The organism is Janthinobacterium sp. GW458P (assembly GCF_002127585.1).
GTDB lineage: Bacteria > Pseudomonadota > Gammaproteobacteria > Burkholderiales > Burkholderiaceae_D > Janthinobacterium.
This window is the reverse complement of the sequence record NZ_NEGZ01000006.1, coordinates 24,003-45,913: the sequence shown is the minus strand read 5'-3', so window position 1 is coordinate 45,913 and position 21,911 is coordinate 24,003. Positions and strand designations below refer to the sequence as shown.

The following is a 21,911-nucleotide window of genomic DNA, read 5'->3' as shown; positions in this document are numbered from 1 at the left end:
GTTTGCCCGCTTTGCGCAGCCCGCCCCCCGGCACCTGGCTACTTGATGCGGAACACGGCGTCGACCGTCTGTCCCATCTTGAGGCTGGTCACTGTCAGCATGTCGTCGGGATTTTGCCGCTGGCGGCTGTTGGCGCGCTGGTAGCGGTCGGACGGCACCAGGCCCACCGCATTGCCCAGGTTTTTCAGCTGGTCCGAGGAAATGCCGGCCACGGCGCCCGCGCGCTTGCCGAAGCCGCGCGCCATGGCGTCGGCCTTGCGCTGCGCATCCTTGACGGCCTCGCCCATCAGTTCTTCTTCCAGGCGGATGCGCTGCGTGGCGCCGAAGGTAACGGCAAACGCGTCGATATTCGGCATGGCCAGCAGCGGACGCATGACGGCCGGCCACTTCGACAGGTCAGCCACGTTGATATGCACGCTGGCCTTGAGCGTGTACTGCGGGTTGGCCGGATCCTGTTCTGCGCCCTTGCGGATTTCCTTGCGCACGTCGCGTACCTCGATGCCGGCCGCCGCCTCGGGCAAGCCCTGCTCCACCAGCAGCGCCTTGATTTCCGTGATGCGCGCCTGCACCAGCGCCGTGGCCACGTCCGGCGCGGGATCGAAGGCGCTGACGTCGAAATCGATCTCGCCCAGGTCCGGCATGACAAAGCTGAACGCTGTCCCCGTCGCGTGGATGAAGGGATAGGAGGGCAAATCGCCGGCCAGGGCGGAGACGGGCAGGCAGACGAACACGATGGACAGCAGGCGGCGTTTGAACACGGAGACTCCAGCACGGTTGGGGTGCATGAAGTATCCGCCAATATGACACATTTAACAACAAATTAATCGAGCGTGCGCGCTACCCGGAATCCTACGATGTCGTTCGACAGCACGGTGGAAAAACCGTTGCGCAAGGCCGAGCGCAAGTAGCGCGGGTGGTACAGCCAGGAGCCGCCGCGCAGGATGCGCCGGCTGCTGTCGCTGCCCTCTTCCCACGCGCTGCCGTCGACAGGGGCGCCTTCGTAGTTGTCATGCACGACGTCCTGCACCCATTCCCACACATTGCCATGCATGTCGAACAGGCCCCAGGAATTCGGCGCGAAGGTGCCCAGCGGCGTGGTGCCGCCCCGGTACACACCGCGCGGGCCGCCGTTGTACACGTACAGGCCGTCGTAGTTGGCCTGCTCGGTGCTGATCGTGTCGCCCACGTTGAAGGCCGTGCGCGTGCCGGCGCGGCACGCGTATTCCCACTCCGCCTCGCTGGGCAGGCGATATTGCCGGCCCGTGCGCTCGCTCATCCACGCCAGGTAAAGCTGCGCGTCATTCCAGCTCACGCCCACCACCGGGTGCAGGTCGGTTTGCACGAAACCGGGATTGTCCCAGTCCGTTTCCGAGCCGCCCGCCCATCCGGTCGCCTTGACGAAGGCGCGCCATTCGCCCACGCTGACGGGGTGGCGCGCCAGCGCGAACGGCCGCTCGATGCCCACCCAGTGCTGCGGCGTTTCGCGGTCGAGCCAGGTTTGCTGCGAACCGGCCTGGATGGCGGCCTTGTGCTCCGTCTCGTGCGCGCCCATCTGGAAACGGCCGCTGGGAATGAGCACCAGTTCCGGGCCCTGGCCCGAACCATCGAGAAAATCGTCGCGCAGCACGCCTTCGGCATTGGCCACCGGTTCCGCATGGCCGGGCGGCGGCGCCGTCTCGGCCGCTGCCACGGCGGCCGGCGCCTGCTGCTGCAACTGCTGCGCCGCGGCGCGGCTGGCCTCTTCGCGGCGCGCGCGCTCCTGCTCGGCGCGGTAGGCCGCCTCCGCCTTGGCGACGATGGCCTTGCGCTGCAGTTCCTGGTGCTCCTGCAGCGCCATCGCCGCATCGGCTTCGCGGCGCGCGCGCAGCTGGCCCCGCAGCGCCTCCTTGCGCAGCTTGCGCGCCTCTTCCGCTTCGAAATGGCGCTGTGCTTCCCGCTCGCGGCGCAGCTTGTCCTGGCGCTGTTTTTCCAATGCCGCCGCCTGGATTTCCGCCTTGCGGCGCTGGTCCAGTTCCTCCTGCCGTATGCGGGCCTGCCTGAGTTCTTCCTCGCGCGCCTGCCCGGCCGCCAGCGCCGCCTGCTTTTGCTGCTGCGCCAGACGCGATTGTTCCTGGCGCGCCAGTTCGGCCAGTTCTTCCGGCGATGGGCCGGCGGCGCGTTCCAGGCTTTCCAGCAAGGCTTGCACGGATTGCGGCCGCAGTTCCGCCGTCAGCGAAAAACCGTTCTGCAACACCTGCCACTGCGGCGCATTCAGCGCCTGCGGCTTCGAGGGCAGGTCGCTGGCGCTGCGCGCGTCGTCGAACGGCATGCGCCCTTCGAGCATCTGGTAAATCATCACCGCCACCGCGTACACGTCGAGGCGCGGGCTGGGCTGGCGCTGGTGCGTGCCCGCTTCGGGCGCCCGGTAGCCCTGCGTGCCCGCGTTCGGCGTTTCCAGTCCCAGGCTGCTGCCCGCATTGCGCACGCGCGTGGCGATGCCGTAATCGAGCAGCTTGATGTCGCCCTTCGCCGTCAGGAAGACATTGCCCGGCTTGAGGTCGCGGTGCACCAGCTTGTGCTTTTCCCACGCATACGACAGCGCGTCGGCGACCGGCTGCAGCAGTTCCTGCACGGTCGGCAGGGACAGCGCGCCCTGGCGCCCCAGGTAATGTTCGAGGTCTTCGCCGTCCAGGCATTCCATGATGATGAAATAACTGGCCGTGGCCGGGTCCTGCGCCCACTCATAGACGCGCACGATGTTTTCATGCGCCAGCTTGCGCGCCTGCGTCGCTTCCTCGATCAGCAGCTTGGCGTGCGTGGCGCTCTGCGTCAGCTGCGGCGGCAGGATCTTCAGCGCCACCATTTCGCTGCTGCCCAGCTCCGCGTGCGTGGCCAGGTCGGTGGCTTGCCACACCTGTCCCATGCCGCCCGTGCCGATCAGCCGTTCGAGCCGGTAGCGACGGTTTTGCGGGCCGATTTCCTGGCCCGTCATGAAGCCCAGCTCCGTGCCCTGGCGCACGGGCAGCGGCGCGGGCGTGGCGCCAGGCGGCGCGTATTCGGCGTCGAGGATGGCGTTCTTGCGGCTTTCAAATTCCTGCTCGCTGAGCAGCCCGTCGTCGTGGAGGGCGCGCAGTTCCCGCAGTTTTTCTCGTGCTTTTTGCATCATCTGGGGTGAAACGCTTCCGTCAAGGCTGCAAGGCGACGCCGCAGGCGGCGCAGAATTTATCTTCCGGATGGCCGGCGCGCTGCGCATGGCCGTTCTTGCAGCGCGCCGGAGCCGCAGCAGCGGCGCCTGGCTGCAGCGCCTGCGCCACGGCCGCGCCCAGCTGCGCCTGCGCCGACAGGCCGTGCGCATGCGCCGCATTTTGCAAGTTGATCAGGTCGAGCTGCTGGCGCCGTTCGCGCTCCGCCTGGCCTTCCAGGTAGCTGCGTTCCTGCGCCACGCTGTCCTGCGCCATGCGCAGCGCGTCCAGCGGCGCGACGCTGTTCTCGGCCGCCGCCAGCGCCGCCAGCGCGTGGAGCTGCTCGGCGCTCATGCCCGCCTGCAGCTGCACCTTCAGCACTTGCGCCAGCGCGGCCGCATTCTGCCCGGCGGCCATGGCCAGCTTGCCCGTGTCGCTCAGGGTGCCGATTTTCTCGATGCGGTCGATGTCGATGCGCGCCAGTTCGGCCGCGTGCGCCTGCTGCGCCAGCAGGGCTTCGTATTCGCCCTTCCAGCGCGCGTAATCGGTGTCGCGCTGCTGTGCCATGGCCAGCAGGTCGCGCTGCCATTGCGCTTCCTGTTCCAGCTGGCGCAGCTGCTGGCGCTGTTCCTCGATGGCCAGCGCGTCGAACTGCGCCAGCTGCGCTTGCTGCTGCAGCTGGCGCGCGTGCACGCCGTCCGCCTCGATGGTGCGCAGCAGCTTTTCCTGCTGCGCGACGGCCTCTTCGCGCGCGCCGCCGCGGCGCAGCGCCGCCACCTTTTCCGCGATTTCCGCCGCCTGCACCTGGGCCGCCTCGTCCTTGTGCGCCTCGGCGCGCAGCAGTTCGCGCTGGCGCGCCAGCTGCATCTGGTCTTCCCACTCCTGCACCCGCTCGGCCTCGCGCTTGCGCGCCGCGTTGGCCAGCATCAGGCCCTGCCAGGCGGCCTGGTGCTGCTCCGCCTCCAGCTGCGCCTCGCGCCGGGCGGCGTCCGCTTCCGCCTGGCGCAGGCGCGCCAGCTGGGCGCGGCGGCCCGCCTCGTCGTCGATCAGCAGCGCGCTCTCGACCTGCTGCGCGATCGACTGCAAATGCACCTGGTGCGTGAAGCGCTGCTGCGCCAGCTGGATCTGCTCGCGCCCGCTCAGCTGTGACAATTCCAGCTCGCTGCGCATCTTGATGGCGGCCAGCGCGCGCACGTGTTCCCAGTTGGCCGCTTCATCGGCGCGCTGCGCGCCCTTCTGCGCCAGCTCCTGTTCCAGTTCGCCCAGCGCCAGCGCGGCGCCGTGGTCGAGCGCCTGGCGCCGCGATTTCGCTTCCAGGATGCGGCCGTACAGGTCGATCTGGCGTCCGCGCAGCGCCTGCAGGCGTTCCGCCTCCTGGTGGCCCAGTTCGGCCTTTTCCACCGTCGCGTCCTGCTGCAGCTCGGCGCGCCGCTGCGCATGGCGCGCCGCCAGCTCTTCGCGGCGGATGCGCTGCCATTCTTCCTCGTCATACAGCTGGTCGAGCTGTTTCATGCGCTCCAGGCTGTGCTGCTCCAGTTCCTGCGCCGGCAAGCCGCCCAGCCACAGCGTGCCGATGCTGGCAGCGGCGGAACCGTCGCCGGCGCGCTTGTCGTGGCGCAGGCTGAGCGTTTCCACGCGCGCCACGGCCAGGCCGGACGGCGCCAGGCGCTGCGTCAGGGCCGATTGCAGGCGTTCGTTCAATTCGGGCCGCAGGTCGGCATTCGCGTCCATCTCGCGCAGCGCGCGGCTGCCGATGAATTCCAGCGCAATCTGGCGCACGGACGGCAGCAGCAAGGCGTGCAGGTGGGCGCGCGTGACGGCGCCCGGCGCGCGCATGAACTGGCGCGCGAACGCATCGGGCTGGCCCAGCGCGATGTCCACGCGCAGCGAGGCGGCGATGTTCAGCAGTTCCGTGCTGGCCAGGTCGGGCAGGTCGAAATCGAGGTTCACGGCGCCGGCGCGCGCGATCAGCACTTCGGCCGGGCGCGCCGGCAGCAGCGCCGGCAGGCGCGCAAAGAAGGCGGCGCTGTCGTAGTCGCCAGCCGGTATCAAGGTGAAAGCGTCCGTCTGCACGATCCAGGCGCGCGTTTCGGCGGGCACCTGCAGGCGGCGCGCGGCGGCGCCGAACAGGGACGACAGCTCGCGCACGCCAAAGAACAGGGCCAGCTGTTCGTCGGCCAGGCGCCACTGGTTGGCGTGCAGCACCGCATCGCTGTCGGGCGCGCCCAGCGACAGGCCGCACTGCGCGCAGTAACCGGCGGCGGCGCCGTTCCTGTGCTCGCAACGGGGACAGCGGGCGCCGCCAAAACCAAACAATTGGAACATGTGTGACTCCTGATGAGAATGATTGCGCGCGCGCTGGCTGCCGTAGCGATTCTAGCAGGAGCGCCGGCGGCGCACGCTACGCCGCGCAGTCTCAAATAATGCCATGTGGCAATTGCATTCATATGCCCGGATACAGGGCTATTTAGCCCTCAATTCCAGCCGTCGCACCACCAGCCGCCCCCGCCGGCGTTTCAGCGCCGTTTTTTTGCAGGCCATCCCGCCAAAACCACGGCTGGTCGCATGCGCATGGCGGCCCGGCGCGCCCTTGGCTACAGTGCATGCATACCCACCCGCCACCCGAAAGGAACGATCATGAAACCACTGAAAAGCACGCTGAACAACATGGAAGTCATCTTCACCGTCGCCGTCGCCATCGCTTGCGCCGCCAGCTATGTCAGCTTCATGCAGCCGCAGCCCGCCAAGGCTGGCGACGTGGCGCGGGCGCACGCCATTCCCGTGGTGGTCGTCAGCGCCAAACGCCTGACGGAACAGGAAAAGAAGACCTCGCTGATCGAGGAACGCCAGGCCATGCTGGCCAATGCCACCGCCAGCGCACTGTGAGCCGCGCATGACGCCCCCGCGCCGCCTGGCGCCGCAGCACCATTAATTCCACACAGCAAGTATCCGCGCCAGGCCGCCATTTGTATCCGCCACGGATACACGGACACCCAGCATTGTGTCAATTGTAATAAGTTGAATCAAAGGCGATCACCGCGCCGGCAAGTGTCTATAGTCCATTTCATGCACTCACCGAAATGGAGACGGAAATGAAACCCATCACACTCTACGCAGCAGCCATGCTCGCCATCAGCACCGCAGCCTTCTTGCCAGTCCAGGCGATGGCGCAAAGCCAGGTCGGCGTCAGCATTGTCATCGGCAACGCCCCGCCTCCACCACGGTTTGAAAGCGTGCCGCCAGCGCGCGCCGGCTATGTCTGGGCGCCCGGCTACTGGAACTGGGACGGCCACCGCCACGTCTGGAACAGCGGCGAATGGCTGCGTGAACGGGGCGGCAACCAGTACCGCCGCGCCGCCTGGGTACAGGAAAACAATCAATGGCGCCTGGACCGGGGTGGCTGGGTCGCGGCGCAGGTGCAGCCCGTGCGCTATGACGAGATCCGCATCGCCCCGCCGCCGCCGCGCCGCGAAGCCATCCCGCGCGCGCGCCACGGCTACGTCTGGGCGCCCGGCCACTGGGAATGGCGTGCCCAGCGCTATGCCTGGACGCCGGGCGTGTGGATCGCCGAACGCCCCGGCTACGTGTATGCGCCGCCCGCCTGGAACCAGCGCGACGGCCGCTGGCAGATGGAGCAAGGCCGCTGGTCGCCACGCGGCCCGAACGGCGACCGCGACCGGGACGGCATCCCCAACCGCTATGACCGCGACAATGGCAACCGCCACGACCGCGACGGCGACGGCATTCCGAACCGCGACGACCGTCGGCCCGACAATCCCCATCGCAACTAATCCGCGGCGGCAGTTCCCGTCCAGGCCACCCATCGCGGTGGCCTTGTCATTTTCCGGACATATCCGTGTATTAACATCGCGCGACGATCAATCACACTGCGCGAGAAAGATTCACGATGGCGATGGAAACTGCCGGCTTTACCTATGGCTCGGACACCTCGGGCCTCGTCTGGGGCTTCCTGTTTGGCCGCGACGGTCAGCCGCTGGCGCTCGACTCGACGGCCGCACTGGCCTGGCTCAATGCGGGCGCGGCACGGCCGGCGCAGGAATTCGTCTGGCTGCATTTTAATTTGTCGCATGCGGCCAGCGAAAAATGGCTGATGACGCATACGCAGCTGGCCGACGAATTCTATGAAACCCTGCACCAGGGCTCGCGCTCCACGCGCATCGAGCAGGCGGAAAACACCCTGATCGCCGTCGTCAACGACGTGGTGCACAATTTCTCGTTCGAGGCGTCCGACATTTCCACCATGTGGGCCAGCGTGGCGCAAGACCTCGTCATCACGGCGCGCCGCGCGCCGCTGCAGTCGATCGAACGCCTGCGCCAGGCCGTCATCAAGAACCACGAGCCGATCCGCTCGTCGGTGGAGCTGCTGGTCCATCTGCTGCGCGACCAGGCCGACGTACTGGTCAACATCGTGCGCGACGCCGTGGCGCGGGTCGACGACATCGAAGACCACTTGCTGGCCGGGCGGCTGGTGCCGAAACGCGAAGACCTGGGCGCCATGCGGCGCGTGCTGGTACGGCTGCAGCGCCTGCTGGCGCCGGAACCGGCCGCCCTGTTCCGCCTGCTGCAGCGCCCGCCCGCATGGGTGTCGGAGCTGGACAGCCTGGAATTGCGCCAGTCGACGGAGGAGTTTTCCGTCGTGCTCAGCGATATGTCCTCGCTGCAGGAACGCATCAAATTGCTGCAGGAAGAGATTGCCGCCAGGGTCAACGAGGAAAACAGCCGCAGCCTGTTCGTGCTGACCATCGTCACCGTGCTGGCCTTGCCGATCAATATCATCGCCGGCATGCTGGGCATGAATGTGGGGGGAATTCCGCTGGCCCAGCACCCGCAGGGCTTCTGGATCATCGTTGCCATCATCGTCACGTTCACGGTCGTGGCGGGATGGCTGGTGGTGCGCGTGCAACGCAATAGTTGACTATTGGAAACACGGCCTGGCAGGCGAACGGCAGGCGCCGTCCGCCGTCACTGCTTGCCGCGCCTAGCGGTGGTATTCGCCGGCCCGTTCAGGCTGATAGACGATTTCCTCGATCTTCACCTTCACCACGCCGCCGGGCATAGGCCAGGCGATGCTGTCGCCGACAGACAGGCCCAGCAGCGCACTGCCGACGGGCGCCAGCACGGAAATGCGGTCGGCCTGGCCTTCCACGTCCTTCGGATAGACGAGCGTCAGGCAAAACTCTTCCTTGTTCTCCACCGTGAAGCGCACGGTGGAATTCATCGTCACGACGGTCGGCGGTATCTCCTGCGGCTCGAGCACCTCGGCGCGGCCCAGCTCATCGAGCAAGGCGGCTTTGTCCGGCGACAAGTTATTTCCCAAGGCATACAACAACGCTTCCAGTCGTTCCAGGTCTTGTGACGACAAAATAATTTTTGGTTTTTTTTCCAAGATATCCTCACTGATTATCATTAGGGCGGCGTCCGGTTTCGCTGGCGGCAAGTTACTTGGCCGCGGCAGACAAAACAAACAGCATCAGAACGTCCATCATCAGCGGATTATGGACGAACTCGCGTGGCAAGGCCATAGCGTTTGCACATTCCCCCGTAAAATTTATTAAAATCAACGACTTGCAATGCAATATTTACACCAGCAATAAACTCGGCAGCCGCCGCAAAGTTATTCACCACGGCATTTTGTTTACGGCCAGCATCTCTTTTTTGAAAAAAAACCAGCCGGCAAAAAAAGGATTAAAATAAAACACAAAAATTATTAGAAAGACATGCCTCGTTTTTTAGCCTGTGCCGGCCTGCTTCTCCCTGGTCGCCATGCATGCTGCCGCCGGACTGCGGCTGGCCCACTAAATTGCCGCACAGCCTGTACTTTCACGCTGCAAAATGACAATATGTCGGCCTTAACAACACGTTGAGAGTTCCGGCTCACATCGGTTTTCATCAGACTGGAACGCAAAGTATGGCAGGGCGAGGCGGGATCACACGGGGCGGCGGCAAGCCGGGCCGGCAAGGAAAGGCGGCATGATGACGCCATTGATGCTGCCGTCGGCGCAATTGCGCGGCGACCGGATAGCCAGGCTGAACCTGCTGGCCGCGGCAGCCATGCTGACGGCCGCCAGCCTGCTGCTGGTGCTGTTCCAGTGGTTTTCCTTGCAAGCATCATTGCAGCGCAACCTGCAGATACAGGCCGGCATGCTGGCTCCCGCCGCCAGCGCGGCCTTGCGCCAGAACAATCTCCTTGCCGCAGAGCAAACGCTTGCCACCCTGTCCGCCGCTCCCCAACTCCAGCAGGCGCTGCTGTACAAACCCGAGGGCACGCCGTTTGCCCGCTATGCGCGCCACGGCGCCGATGCCGCGCCGGCCGCGCCGCGCCCGGGCCTGCACGTTGACTTTCTGGCTGGCAACGCCACCTTCACTGCCTCCCTGCCTGGCGGCGGCGCCCTGTTCCTGCGCGCCAGCCTGGCGCAGCAATACCGCAGCCTCGCGCATTTTGCCGCCTTTACCCTGCTCGTCAGCCTGTGCGCGTTCGGCTTGACGACCCTGATGGTGCGCCGCACGCGCATCGCCGCCCAGCATGCGGAAAACCATCTGCATTACCTGGCCCACGTCGACCCCGTCACGCAGCTGCCGAACCGGCATGAATTCAATGACGCCCTGGCCTACGCGCTGGCGCGCGCCGACCGCCAGGACAGCAGCGTGGGCCTGCTGCTGCTGGACCTGGACAACTTCAAGGTGGTCAACGACACCCTGGGCCACCACTGCGGCGACCAGCTGCTCAAGCTCGTCGCCGAACGCCTGATGGCCATCCTGCGCACCACCGACATCATCTGCCGCATCGGCGGCGACGAATTCGTCGTCATCGTCGAACCGGCCGACGACGCCTCGGAAATGGCCAGCGTGTCGCGCAAGATCCTCGCCGTGCTGGCCGAACCGTTCGCCATCGAAGGCCACCAGCTGTACGTCAGCGCCAGCATCGGCATGAGCCTGTACCCGTTCGACGCGCGCGACGTGGCGACCCTGACGCGCAATGCCGACACGGCCATGTACCACGCCAAGCACCAGGGCAAGAACCGCTACGCCGTCTTCCAGCCGGAAATGGAGCTGCGCGCCCAGCGCCGCCTGCGCATGGAAGCGAACCTGCGCCGCGCCCTGCAGAACGAGGAACTGTATCTGCATTACCAGCCGCAGATCGACCTGCGCAGCGGGCGCATCGTCGGCGTGGAAGCGCTGATACGCTGGAACTGCCGCGACATGGGCCAGCTCAGCCCCAGCGAATTCATTCCCGTGGCCGAGGAAAGCGGCATCATCGTCGACCTGGGGCGCTGGGTGCTGCAAAGCGCCTGCCGCCAGGCGGCCGCCTGGTGCAAGGCGGGCCTGCTCGATTCGCTGGAACATGTGGCCGTCAACCTGTCGGCCTGCCAGGCGAGCGATCCTGGCCTGATGGACGACATCCGCGCCATCCTGCAGGAGACGCAGCTGCCGCACGGCTTGCTGGAGCTGGAAATCACGGAAGGGGTATTGATGGACAATATCCACGCCAATGTGGAACTGATGCGGCGCCTGCAGGAAACGGGCATCCATTTGTCGGTCGACGACTTCGGCACCGGCTATTCCTCGATGTCCTACCTGAAGCGCCTGCCCATCGACCAGCTGAAGATCGACCGCAGCTTCGTGCACGACCTGCCCGGCGAGGGCGAAGCCATCGTCACGGCCATCATCGCCATGGCGCACAGCCTGCACCTGAAAGTGGTGGCCGAAGGCGTGGAAACACTGCAGCAGGTGGAGTTTTTAAGGAAAGCGGGCTGCGACAACGTGCAGGGCTTCTTCTTCGCGCGCCCGATGACGGCGGCGCAGCTGACGGCATTGCTGCTGGAACGGCGCGACTGGAGCACGCGCACGATCCTGCCGGCGTAAAAAAAGGGCAGAACCGCTGGTTCTGCCCCCCTGGCACCTACTTGATATTCATCAAGCCAATTTCGCGGAATGCTCGCGCGTCGCGTGGAACGTCAGCTTCGGCCAGCGCTCTTCCGTCAGGCGCAGGTTGACGCCCGACGTGGCCAGATAGGCCATGTTGCCGGCCGCATCGTAGGCCACGTTGTGGCCCAGCGCGTTCTCGAAATCCTGCAGGACGCGCTTGTCGTCGCAGCTGACCCAGCGCGCGCTGCTGATGCTGGTGCCCTCGAACACGGCGTCGACGCCATATTCGTTGAGCAAACGGCTGGCCACCACTTCGAACTGCAGCACGCCGACAGCGCCCAGCACCAGTTCGCCGCCCTGCACGGGCTTGAAGACCTGCACCGCGCCCTCTTCGCCCAGCTGCTGCAAACCCTTGTGCAACTGCTTGATTTTCAAGGGATTACGGATGCGCACGGAGCGGAAGAAGTCGGGCGCGAAGTATGGGATGCCGGTAAAGGTCAGCATCTCGCCTTCGGAAAAACTGTCGCCGATCTGCATGTTGCCGTGGTTCGGCAAGCCGATGATGTCGCCCGCGTACGCTTCTTCCACCTGTTCGCGCGACGATGCCATGAAGGTCACCACGTTCGACACCTTGATCTCGCGCCCCAGGCGCAAGTGCTTGACCTTCATGCCGCGCTCGAAACGCCCCGAGCACACGCGCAAAAAGGCGATGCGGTCGCGGTGCGCCGGGTCCATGTTCGCCTGGATCTTGAAGACGAAGCCCGTGAACGGCTGCTCGGTCGGATCGACGGAGCGCACGGTGGCGTCGCGCTCGCGCGGCGCCGGCGCCCAGTCGACCAGCGCGGACAGGATCTCGCGCACGCCGAAGTTGTTGATGGCCGAACCGAAGAACACGGGCGTCTGCACGCCGGAGAGGAATTCCTCCAGGTTGAACGGATGCGAGGCGCCGTGCACCAGCTCGACTTCCATGCGCAATTGATCCATCTCAAGCGGGAACATCTCCTGCAGGCGCGGATTGTCGATGCCCTTGATGATTTCGAAGGCGCCGTCGGCCTTTTCCTCGCCGGCCTTGAACAGCATGATCTCGTCGTTCAGCAGGTGGTACACGCCGCGGAAGTTCTTGCCCATGCCGATAGGCCAGGTGACGGGCGCGCACTGGATCTTCAGCACCGATTCGAGTTCGTCGAGCAGTTCCAGCGGATCGCGCGTCTCGCGGTCCATCTTGTTCATGAAGGTGACGATGGGCGTATTGCGCATGCGGCAGACGGCCAGCAGCTTGATCGTCTGCGCTTCCACGCCCTTGGCCGCATCGATCACCATCAGGGCCGAGTCGACGGCCGTCAGCACGCGGTAGGTATCTTCCGAGAAGTCCTGGTGGCCCGGGGTGTCGAGCAGGTTGACGACGTGGTCGCGGAATTCGAACTGCATCACCGAGGAAGCGACGGAAATGCCGCGCTGCTTCTCGATCTCCATCCAGTCCGACGTCGCGTGGCGGCCCGATTTGCGGGCCTTGACGGTGCCGGCCATCTGGATCGCGCCCGAGAACAGCAGCAGTTTTTCCGTCAGCGTGGTCTTGCCCGCATCCGGGTGGGAAATGATGCCGAAAGTGCGGCGGCGCTTGACTTCGCGCGCGATCACGGCCGGCGCCTTGCTGCTCGCCGGCGCTGCGGCGCTGTCCGCGCTGTCGCTGGAATCGGGGGTATTGATGTCGTTCTCGTTGGCCATATTGGTGACCATAATATGGCCCTCGCAAAAAACCCTCGATTTTACAGAAGGATCGGCCTTCCGTGTGAACTGCTTCACTCTGGCGAACGGCAAAATCGGCTGACCGGGGCGCAGTTCATCAAGGGGTCACAATCCGCAGGCAACATTGCACTGCAGAAATGTTGTCACCCTACCCTGGAAACCCGATGAAAATGCTCCTCACCCCCGCCATCCGACTCATGCAGCGCTTGCGACTGCTGCCCAGATTCATGCTCGTCTGCCTCGTCTTCCTGCTGCCGCTGGCGCTGGCGACGACCCTGCTGATCTCGGAACTGGGCAAGTCGCTGGCCCAGGCGCAGGACGCGCAGCTGGGCGTGGCCTATGTGCGCCAGCTGCAGGAAGGGACGCGGCTGCTGCAGCAGCGGCGCGGCCTCGAACACTTGCGCCTGAGCGGCAAGGCGGGCATGGACAACACGGCCCTGAACGCGCGCATCACGGCTTCTCTGGCGGCCCTGGCGCGCCTGCCGGCGGGCGCCGGCCTGCCCCAGGCGGCCGAGCTGACGAAGCAGTGGCAAGCGCTGCTGGGCCGCCAGGCGGGCCTCGCGGCGCGCGACAGCTACGCGGCGCACACGGCGCTGCTGCGCCAGGCAGGCAAGCTGGGCCAGCTGGTGGCCGACCGCTCGCACCTGAGCCTGGACCCGGACGCGGGCGCCAACCACCTGAGCGCCGTCTTCACGGCCACCCTGCCCGACCTGGCCGAGAGCCTGTCGGACATCGCCGGGCGCGGCGCCGCCTACATCGACACGGGCCTGTTCGAAGCCAACGAAGACCAGCTCGTCAACGCCAATGCCCTGATCGCGCGCCACGAGCTGGAACGCCTGCCGGCCCGCTTCGACGAAATCCTCGGCACCCGGCCGGAACTGCGCGCCAGCCTGCAGCCGGCCCTGAAAGCCGTGCCGGCCGCGCTGGCCTTCCTCGAACGCACGAAAAACGAAGTGACGAATTCCTACGATCAGACCTCGGGCGCGCAATTCCACGCGGCCGGCATGCACGCCATCGACGCCCTGCACGCGTTGTCCGGCGCCTCGGCCACGGCGCTGGACGGCTTGCTGCTGGACCGCATCGCCCGCGACCAGGCGCGCCGCGCCCTGGTCCTGGGCACCATGCTGCTGGTGCTGCTGGCCGCCGCCTACCTGTGCGCCGGCTTCTACGCCGCGTTCGCGCGCGACGTCACGCAGCTGCGCGTGGCCGTGAAAGCGGCGGCGGCGGGCGACCTGTCGCAGCGCATCACCTCGCAGGCGCATGACGAAATCGGCGACCTGGTGCGCGACTTCGGCGCCATGACGCACGGCCTGGCCACCCTGGTGCAGGAAATCCGCGGCGGCGCGGCCGTCATCGCGGCGGCCGGCGCCGATATCGCCCAGGGCAACGCCGCCCTGTCCGGCCACACGGCCACGCAGTCGCAGGCGCTGGGCGCCACCGTGGACTCGATGCGCGAGCTGACGGCCACCGTGGGCCGCAACGAAGCCCACGTAGGACAGGGGCGCACCCTGGTGGCGTCGGCCGCCGAAGTGGCCCTGCGCGGCGGCGAGACCGTCAGCGCCGTGGTCGAGACCATGGCCTCGATCAAGGCCAGCTCGCACAAGATCGTCGACATCATCGGCGTCATCAACGGCATCGCCTTCCAGACCAACATCCTGGCCCTGAACGCGGCCGTGGAAGCGGCGCGCGCGGGCGAACAGGGGCGCGGCTTTGCCGTCGTGGCGGCCGAGGTGCGCAGCCTGGCGCAGCGCTCCAGCGAGGCGGCGCAGCAGATCAAGCGCCTGATCGGCGATTCCGTGGCCACCGTGGACGCCGGTGGCGACCTGGTCAACGCGGCCGGCAGCACCATGCGGCAGGTGGTCGACGCCGTGCAGCAGGTGGCCGTCGTCATCGGTCGCATCAGCAGCGCCGGCGCCGAGCAGAATGGCGAGATTGCCCAGATCAACGCGGCGCTGGCGCAGATCGATGACATGACGCGCCAGAACGCGGGCCTGGTCGAGGAGGCGCGCGCCGGCTCGCAGCGCCTGCACCAGGAAGGCGGGGCGCTGACGCAGGCCGTCAGCCGCTTCCGCCTGGGAGAAAAGGACGTACCTGCCGAGCGTCCGGCACCGGCCGCCGGCATGCGCGACGGCCTGCCCAGCGTGCGTCCGGCCGGCCTGTGGAGCGCCAACAAGCCGCGCGTCATATCACAAAATCGCGCAGAACGGCGCAAGGCTAGCTAGGCTAAAGTGTGCATGTAGGACAAGGACTACAATTTCGCCTCAGTAGAGACTACAAAGTGGCGACTGCTAATCTTATGTTCGCCACTTACATAAGCTTTTAAAGTAGCTACATCGCGATCTGCACCGCGCGGTTGAAAAAAAACGCCGTTTCCAGATGGAACCGGCCGATTTTTTGACCAGCAACGCGGCAATCGCACTCCGATGTAAAAAGCCTGTGAGGACATACCATGAACCATACTCAACTTAGCACCCCGGTCCAGAAGAACCAGTTGCTGCCGCGCGCCATGCCGGCGGCCGGCCGGGAAATCAAGCTTGCGTCGCGGGTCAGCCTCAGTAGCGCACAACAGAATGAATTGCTGGCCGCCCTGCCGCGCGCCGCGCTCGAATCGCTGTTCCAGGACCTGGAACTGGTGGAACTGCCTTTCGGCAAGGAACTGTATGCCTACGGCAATAACCTGGAATACAGCTATTTCCCCACCACCGCCATCATTTCCCTGCTGTATGTGATGGAAGACGGCGCCACGACGGAAATCGCCGTCGTCGGCCATGAAGGCGTGGCCGGCGCCTCGCTGCTGGCGGGCGAACGCGCCATGTGCACGGCTGTCGTGCAGAGCGCCGGCTACGGTTACCGCCTCAAAACGCAAAGCCTGCGCGACGCCTTCAACCAGGGCGGCGCCCTGCCCCAGCTGCTGATGCGCTACACCAACGCCCTGTTTGCGCAAATGGCGCAGAACGCCGTCGGCGGCCGCCACAGCTCGATCGAGCAAAAACTGTGCCGCTGGCTGCTGGACCGCCTGGACCGTTCGCCATCGAATGAATTGAAAGTGACACAGGAACTCATTTCCATCATGCTGGGCGTGCGCCGCGAAAGCATCACGGCCGCCGCCGGCAAATTGCAGGAAGAAGGCTTGATCCACTATCGCCGCGGCAACATCACGGTGCTGGACCGCGCCGGCCTCGAATGCTATGCGGGCGAGTGCTACAAGGTGGCCAAGACGGAATACGACCGTTTGCTGCGCGACGTTTCCCGTTGCTGATGCGCTGCTGACCTGGATCAGCAGGATGGATAAAAAAATGGCCGGGCTGCATGCCTGGCCATTTTTTCGCCCGTCAGCACTTAAACGCTGGCGTCTTCGTCGATCTCTTCCGGTTCCGGCGTCAGCGGCAAGGGAATCACCGCTTCCACGCACGTGCCCTTGCCTTCCGGGCCCTGGCGCACGGTCAGTGTGCCGCCCAGCAACAGAGCCCGCTCGCGCATGCCCAGCAAGCCGTGCGACATGGGCTTTTGCAGGGCCTCGTCCGTGATGCCGATGCCGTCGTCGATGACGCGCAGCACCAGGCCGTGCTCATTGCGTTTCAGGGTGACGCTGACCATGCCGGCGCGCGCATATTTCAGGATGTTCGTCAGCGACTCCTGCACGATGCGGAACAGGGCGATCGTCAGGGTCGCTTCGCGATTGTCGATATTGATGGCCACGTCCGTTTCGCAGCGCACCGAACTCATGCGGGCGAAATCCTCGCAATAGCTTTCGATGGCGGCGCACAGGCCCAGGTTGTCCAGCAGGCTGGGGCGCAGGTCTTCGACGATGCGGCGCTTCAGTTCCACCGTCTCCAGCAAGGTTGCCTTGGCACGGCGCAATTGCGCGGCCAGTTCCGGCTGCGTGTGCGCCAGTTGCTGCGTGACGGCGCCCAGGTCCATGCTGATCGAGGTCAAATTGGCGCCCAGTTCGTCGTGCAGCTCGCGCGCCAGGCGCGCCTTCTCCACTTCATTGACGCTGATCAAATGCCGCGACAGCACGGATAATTGTTCGGTTCGCCTGGTGACCGTCGATTCCAGCGTGTCATTGGCATTTTGCAACGCGTACTCGACGGCCGCGCGGTTCTGGAAGCTGCGCCGCACCAGCTGGTAAAACATGACCAGCACGAGGATGGCCAGCGCATTGATGCCGATGCCGAGTATCACGGCTTTCTGGTACTCATGGTAAAAGGCGGCGCTGCCGGACGTCAGCGCTTCATTCTGCTCGCGCGTCATGATCACCACCTGCAGGCGGATTTCATCCATGGTGGCGCGGTCATCGGTGACGCGCGAGATATTGACGATTTCGGCCAACCCGCCCTGCTTGTAGACCTCAATTGCCTGTTGCAACATCGACATCTTGCGACGAATCAAGCTTTTCAGTTGCGCCAGGTTCTTCAGCTGGGTCGGACTGCCCGCCAGCAAGGTCTGCAACTCATTGAATTCGTTGTCGATTTCCATGGAAGCCGTCTTCGACGGCCCCAAATAGGTTTCCGAGCCGGAAATGAAATAGCCGCGCAAGCTGCTCTCCGCATCGAGCACGAGCACGTTCAGGTACTGCAGGCGGTCGGCCACGCGGGCGCTCTGGCTGAGCAAGGCATTCGTGCCCTTCAGCGATTGCAGGTTATGGAAGAGACTGAAACCATTGAGTACAAGCAGCAAGGCGCAAGTCACGCACAGGATCGTCTTGTAGAGGGGCAGGCGGTGATTCGGGGCCGGTTCAGCGGTGAAATACATCCTGATGTGCATCCTTAGCAAGGTTCGGCGCGGGAAAGAACACCGGCGCCGGCCAATTATAATCCTCGCCACAGACTGCTGCACTGCACAACATCAAGTCGTGCCAGGCTGGCATGCCGGGCGATCATGAGACCATGATCGCACCGCCGCGCTAGTCAAGCAAATTGTTTTTCATTGCGTAATAGGTCAAGTCGCTGTTGGATTGCAAGCCCATTTTTTCCATGATGCGCGTACGGTAAGTACTCACCGTCTTGATGCTCAGCGACAAGGCCACGCCGATATCGGACACGGTAGCGCCGCGCGCCAGGCGCAAAAAGACCTGGAACTCGCGGTCCGACAATTCCGTGTGCAGCGCGGCATTCGTATCGCGGTCGAACGACTGGGCCAGCAATTCGCCCACGGTGGAGCTGACGTAGCGGCGCCCCTGGTACACGGTGCGCACGGCCGTCATCAGCTCGTCGGCCTCGCATTCCTTGTTCAGATAGCCGTTTGCCCCCATCTTGAACAGGTTCAGCGCATATTGCTGCGCAGGATAGCCGCTCAGTATCAGCACGGGCAATTCCGGCTGGCCCTGGCGGATCGTGCGCAAGGTATCGATGCCGCTCTGGTCGGGCATGGCAATATCGAGCAACAGCACATCGCAAATCTCGCGGCGGGCGATATCGAGCGCTTCGCGCCCCGTACCGGCTTCCGCCACGACACTGAAGTCGCTTGACGACGAAAAAATCTGTTTGAATCCAGCTCGTACTATTTGGTGATCATCACAAATGGCAACGCGTATCATTGTTTCCCCTTAAATTTTCCTGGCCTGGGAAAGACTACCGGAACCTGAACGCTGCTCCGGTTCAGCGTTACTAACAAAAACGCAACATTAACATTATATTCAAAATATGGCGCGCCGTCCGCTACGGCCACCGCACCAAGGCGGTGCGCCAGCTCAGTATTGGCAGCTGGCACCGGACAACCCGACCTATATTGGTACAAATCTTATTTTAGCAAGTTTAAAATCGCAATTAATTCATTGCGTATCCATACGCGGTCCAGCGGCGCTTCCTGCGGCGGCAAGGGCTCGGCCGGCAGGACGGGAACATCGTCGATGACGGCATGCGCCGCGCCACGACTGTCGAGCTTGTTGCGCGCGCCGCTGATGGTAAAACCTTGTTCGTACAGCAATTCACGGATCCGCCGTATCAGCAGCACTTCATGGTGCTGGTAATAACGGCGGTTGCCACGTCGTTTGACCGGCTTAAGCTGGGAAAACTCCTGCTCCCAGTAGCGCAGTACATGCGGTTTGACGCCGCACAACTCGCTGACCTCGCCGATCGTGAAATAGCGCTTGGCCGGGATGGGCGGCAAGGCGATCAACTCGGTTTTACTGATGCGCTCGTTCATCGCCACTCACTCAGGCTGCACGGGCCAGCGGACTGGTCTCTTCGACCATGCTTTTCAGCTTCTGGCTCGCATGAAAAGTCACGACACGGCGCGCCGTGATGGGAATCTCTTCGCCCGTCTTCGGATTGCGGCCCGGCCGTTGCGGTTTGTCGCGCAACTGGAAATTGCCGAAACCGGACAGCTTGACGGCTTCGCCGCGCTCGAGCGCATTGCGGATCTCGTCGAAAAAGGTCTCGACCATATCCTTCGCTTCGCGCTTGTTCAGGCCCACCTGCTCGAACAACAGTTCGGCCAGTTCCGCCTTGGTCAAGGTGGGCAAATCTTTTTCCGCTTCCTGGCGCACTTTGGCAACCAGCATGGCCCGATGCAGATCGGCGGCCAATGCGGACTGCAGTACGGCGGAATCAACGTCGCTATTATTAATTTTCCTGCCCTGCCTTTTCTGTGCGCCCGAACCGGCCACATGGCCGGTTCGTCTACGGTTGACGACGGAAAGGCCGTCACGCAAAAAGCGACGGCCGGTCCGGTAATTACGAACGCAGTTTCGCGTCGTGGCCCTGCTTGGCGGCATCGATCAACACAGCCATCAGGCCATCGACGACATCGTCTTGCAGGGTGTTTTGAGTATCTTGCAAGCTAATCCGGAAAGCAAGGCTTTTTTCATCCGTTTCCAGCCCTTTTCCACGATATTCATCAAATAAAACAATGGCTTGCACGATACGTGCTGCCGGGCTGGCCTTGGCGGCAGCCTGGAACGTATCGAGCAGATCCTGCACTGCCACCGATTGCTTGACCACCACGGCGAGGTCGCGGCTGGCGCCAGGAAATTTCGAGATTTCCTGGTACACGGGAACTTCGCGCTGCGTCAAGGCCGCGGCATCGACTTCGAACAGCACGGGCGCCAGCGGCAAGTCATATTTTTGCATCCAGCGCGGGTGCAGTTCGCCGATGAAACCAATGACTTTACCGTCGAGTTCCACGTTGGCCGAACGGCCCGGATGCAGGGCTGGATGTTCTGCCTTGCTGAAACGCAAGACCAGCGGTGCGAACAGCGCTTCCAGGTCCGCCTTCACGTCGAAGAAATCGACCGTGCGCGCAGCCTGGCCCCATTGCTCGTCAGCCACGGCGCCGTATGCCATGGCGGCCACGCGCTTCGGCTGGGCGTAGCCGGCTACCGACAGGGGGCCGTTTTGCACGCTGTCGTCGCGCTGGTAGATGGCGCCCACTTCAAAGATGCGCACGCGGTTGGTCTTGCGGTTCAGGTTATAGCGCACATTGGCGATCAGGCTGCCAATCAGCGAGGAGCGCATCACGCTCATCTGGCTGGCGATCGGGTTCTGCAATTTGATCGGCTGCGTGTTACCCGAGAAATCGCGTTCCCATGCCGTATCGACAAAGCTCATGTTAACCACTTCCTGGAATCCCAGGTCAGCCAGCACATGACGTACCGCAAACAAGGAGCGGGTATTTTCCGGTGCAATCTGCATCACGTTCGCCGCCACGGGCGGCCGGGTCGGGATGTTTTCAAAACCATACACGCGCGCCACTTCCTCGATCAGGTCTTCCTCGATCTCGATGTCGAAACGGTAGCTGGGCGAGGTCACGGAAAACACGCCGTCGGCCAGGGTGAACGGCAGGGCCAGGCGCGTGAAGATATCGGCGATCAGCGCATCCGTCAGCGGCACGCCGATGACTTTTTGCGCGCGCGCCGTGCGCATGGTGACGGGCTGGCGTTGCGGCAAGTTCACCACGTGGTCGTCGACGGGGCCGACGGTGGTGGCCGGCGTGCCGCAGATTTCCACGATCAGGGCCGTGATGCGCTCGATGTGCTCGACGGTGGTGGCGAAATCGACGCCGCGCTCGAAGCGGTGCGCCGCATCGGTCGAGAAATTCAAACGGCGGGCGCGGCCCTGAATGGCGTTCGGCCACCAGAATGCCGCTTCCAGGTAGATGCTGTCCGTATCGTCGGATACCGAGCTGGCGTCGCCGCCCATGATGCCGGCCAGCGATTCGATTTCCTGCTCATCGGCAATGACGCCGAGCCATTCGTCGACGGCGATGGTGTTGCCATTCAACAGCTTGACGGATTCGCCCGCCTTGCCCCAACGCACGTCGAGGCTGCCGTGGATCTTTGCCAGGTCGAAAACGTGGCTGGGACGGCCCAGTTCCAGCATGACATAATTGGAAATATCGACCAGGGCCGACAGCGGACGCTGGCCGCTGCGCTCGAGCCGCTGCTTCATCCAGTCCGGCGTGGCGGCGCGGGCGTTCAAGCCGCGGATGACGCGGCCCGTGAAACGGCCGCACAGATCCGGCGCGCTCACCTTCACGGGCAGGATTTCGTCGCTGGTGACGGGCACGGTGCGGAACTGCGGCGCATTCAGCGGCACGCCCGTGAGGGCCGACACTTCGCGCGCCACGCCCAGCACGGACAGGCAATCCGCCTTGTTCGGCGTCAACTTGATGGTGAATTTCAGGTCGTTGAGCGCAAAGTAATCGCGGAAATTCTGGCCGATCGGCGCGTCGTCCGGCAATTCCATCAGGCCGGCGTTTTCTTCCGACAATTTCAATTCGCGCGCGGAGCACAGCATGCCTTGCGACTCGACGCCGCGCAGCTGGCCCACCTTGATTTCAAACGGCTTGCCGTCGGCGCCAGGAGGCAGCACGGCGCCTGCCATCGCGCAGACGACTTTCAAGCCCGGGCGCACGTTGGGCGCGCCGCAGACGATGTTGAGCATGGTGCCCGTGCCGACGTCAACCTGGCACACATTCAGGCGGTCCGCGTTCGGATGTTTTTCCATCTCCAGGACCAGGCCCACGACCACGTTCGAGAATGGCGGGGCGACGGGATCGACGTCCTCGACTTCGAGACCGGACATAGTCAGCAGATGGGCCAGTTCGTCCGAAGTCATCTTCGGATCGACCATGGTACGGAGCCAGTTTTCGGAAAATTGCATAATCAAGCCTTCA

General features: G+C 64.3%; 17 protein-coding genes. 7 read left to right on the top strand and 10 right to left on the bottom strand.

The window, feature by feature from the left end; genetic code table 11:
* Nucleotides 1-38 precede the first annotated feature (38 nt).
* From CBW50_RS06575 to CBW50_RS06565, 3 genes are all read right to left on the bottom strand, one after another.
* Nucleotides 39-758: an SIMPL domain-containing protein gene (locus tag CBW50_RS06575; RefSeq protein WP_253251907.1), complete on the bottom strand. Its 720-nt coding sequence runs from the start codon at nucleotides 756-758 to the stop codon at nucleotides 39-41.
* Nucleotides 759-820: 62 nt separating this feature from the next.
* On the bottom strand, nucleotides 821-3,145 hold the full coding sequence (locus CBW50_RS06570; RefSeq protein WP_226935911.1) for a bifunctional serine/threonine-protein kinase/formylglycine-generating enzyme family protein: 2,325 nt from the start codon (nucleotides 3,143-3,145) through the stop codon (nucleotides 821-823).
* A gap of 19 nt (nucleotides 3,146-3,164) precedes the next feature.
* On the bottom strand, nucleotides 3,165-5,486 hold the full coding sequence (locus CBW50_RS06565) for a hypothetical protein (RefSeq protein WP_086144874.1): 2,322 nt from the start codon (nucleotides 5,484-5,486) through the stop codon (nucleotides 3,165-3,167).
* Between the two features lie 312 nt (nucleotides 5,487-5,798).
* Between CBW50_RS06565 and CBW50_RS06560 the strand changes: the two genes are divergently transcribed.
* From CBW50_RS06560 to CBW50_RS06550, 3 genes are all read left to right on the top strand, one after another.
* Complete coding sequence (locus CBW50_RS06560) at nucleotides 5,799-6,047, top strand: hypothetical protein (protein WP_086144787.1); 249 nt, start codon at nucleotides 5,799-5,801, stop codon at nucleotides 6,045-6,047.
* A 206-nt stretch (nucleotides 6,048-6,253) separates the two neighbouring features.
* Nucleotides 6,254-6,952: a YXWGXW repeat-containing protein gene (locus CBW50_RS30280; RefSeq protein WP_319017173.1), complete on the top strand. Its 699-nt coding sequence runs from the start codon at nucleotides 6,254-6,256 to the stop codon at nucleotides 6,950-6,952.
* 116 nt (nucleotides 6,953-7,068) lie between these two features.
* Nucleotides 7,069-8,097 (top strand): transporter, encoded by a 1,029-nt coding sequence (locus CBW50_RS06550; RefSeq protein ID WP_172404694.1) that lies wholly within the window; start codon nucleotides 7,069-7,071, stop codon nucleotides 8,095-8,097.
* Nucleotides 8,098-8,160: 63 nt separating this feature from the next.
* Here the strand turns inward: CBW50_RS06550 and rnk are convergent, their stop codons facing one another.
* Nucleotides 8,161-8,568: a nucleoside diphosphate kinase regulator gene (rnk, locus tag CBW50_RS06545; protein ID WP_162835757.1), complete on the bottom strand. Its 408-nt coding sequence runs from the start codon at nucleotides 8,566-8,568 to the stop codon at nucleotides 8,161-8,163.
* A 56-nt stretch (nucleotides 8,569-8,624) separates the two neighbouring features.
* Between rnk and CBW50_RS28675 the strand changes: the two genes are divergently transcribed.
* The gene (locus CBW50_RS28675; RefSeq protein ID WP_139842417.1) at nucleotides 8,625-8,876 is read left to right on the top strand and encodes a hypothetical protein; all 252 of its coding nucleotides are present in this window, start codon (nucleotides 8,625-8,627) and stop codon (nucleotides 8,874-8,876) included.
* A 276-nt stretch (nucleotides 8,877-9,152) separates the two neighbouring features.
* Nucleotides 9,153-11,045 (top strand): EAL domain-containing protein, encoded by a 1,893-nt coding sequence (locus tag CBW50_RS06540; protein WP_086144784.1) that lies wholly within the window; start codon nucleotides 9,153-9,155, stop codon nucleotides 11,043-11,045.
* A gap of 51 nt (nucleotides 11,046-11,096) precedes the next feature.
* Here the strand turns inward: CBW50_RS06540 and CBW50_RS06535 are convergent, their stop codons facing one another.
* Nucleotides 11,097-12,773, bottom strand: coding sequence for a peptide chain release factor 3 (locus CBW50_RS06535; protein ID WP_086144872.1), 1,677 nt, complete (start codon nucleotides 12,771-12,773; stop codon nucleotides 11,097-11,099).
* Between the two features lie 185 nt (nucleotides 12,774-12,958).
* Between CBW50_RS06535 and CBW50_RS06530 the strand changes: the two genes are divergently transcribed.
* Complete coding sequence (locus tag CBW50_RS06530) at nucleotides 12,959-15,016, top strand: methyl-accepting chemotaxis protein (RefSeq protein WP_086144783.1); 2,058 nt, start codon at nucleotides 12,959-12,961, stop codon at nucleotides 15,014-15,016.
* Between the two features lie 227 nt (nucleotides 15,017-15,243).
* A complete protein-coding gene (locus CBW50_RS06525; protein ID WP_086144782.1) occupies nucleotides 15,244-16,053 on the top strand; it encodes a Crp/Fnr family transcriptional regulator in 810 nt (269 codons plus the stop codon).
* An 80-nt stretch (nucleotides 16,054-16,133) separates the two neighbouring features.
* Here the strand turns inward: CBW50_RS06525 and CBW50_RS06520 are convergent, their stop codons facing one another.
* The 5 genes from CBW50_RS06520 to pheT form a co-directional block, all read right to left on the bottom strand.
* Nucleotides 16,134-17,549 (bottom strand): CHASE3 domain-containing protein, encoded by a 1,416-nt coding sequence (locus CBW50_RS06520; protein ID WP_086144781.1) that lies wholly within the window; start codon nucleotides 17,547-17,549, stop codon nucleotides 16,134-16,136.
* Between the two features lie 151 nt (nucleotides 17,550-17,700).
* Nucleotides 17,701-18,333, bottom strand: coding sequence for a response regulator transcription factor (locus CBW50_RS06515; protein ID WP_086144780.1), 633 nt, complete (start codon nucleotides 18,331-18,333; stop codon nucleotides 17,701-17,703).
* Between the two features lie 203 nt (nucleotides 18,334-18,536).
* Nucleotides 18,537-18,941: a MerR family transcriptional regulator gene (locus tag CBW50_RS06510; protein ID WP_086144779.1), complete on the bottom strand. Its 405-nt coding sequence runs from the start codon at nucleotides 18,939-18,941 to the stop codon at nucleotides 18,537-18,539.
* A 10-nt stretch (nucleotides 18,942-18,951) separates the two neighbouring features.
* Nucleotides 18,952-19,299, bottom strand: coding sequence for an integration host factor subunit alpha (locus CBW50_RS06505; protein WP_010399205.1), 348 nt, complete (start codon nucleotides 19,297-19,299; stop codon nucleotides 18,952-18,954).
* 172 nt (nucleotides 19,300-19,471) lie between these two features.
* Nucleotides 19,472-21,898 (bottom strand): phenylalanine--tRNA ligase subunit beta, encoded by a 2,427-nt coding sequence (pheT, locus tag CBW50_RS06500; RefSeq protein WP_086144778.1) that lies wholly within the window; start codon nucleotides 21,896-21,898, stop codon nucleotides 19,472-19,474.
* Nucleotides 21,899-21,911 lie beyond the last annotated feature (13 nt).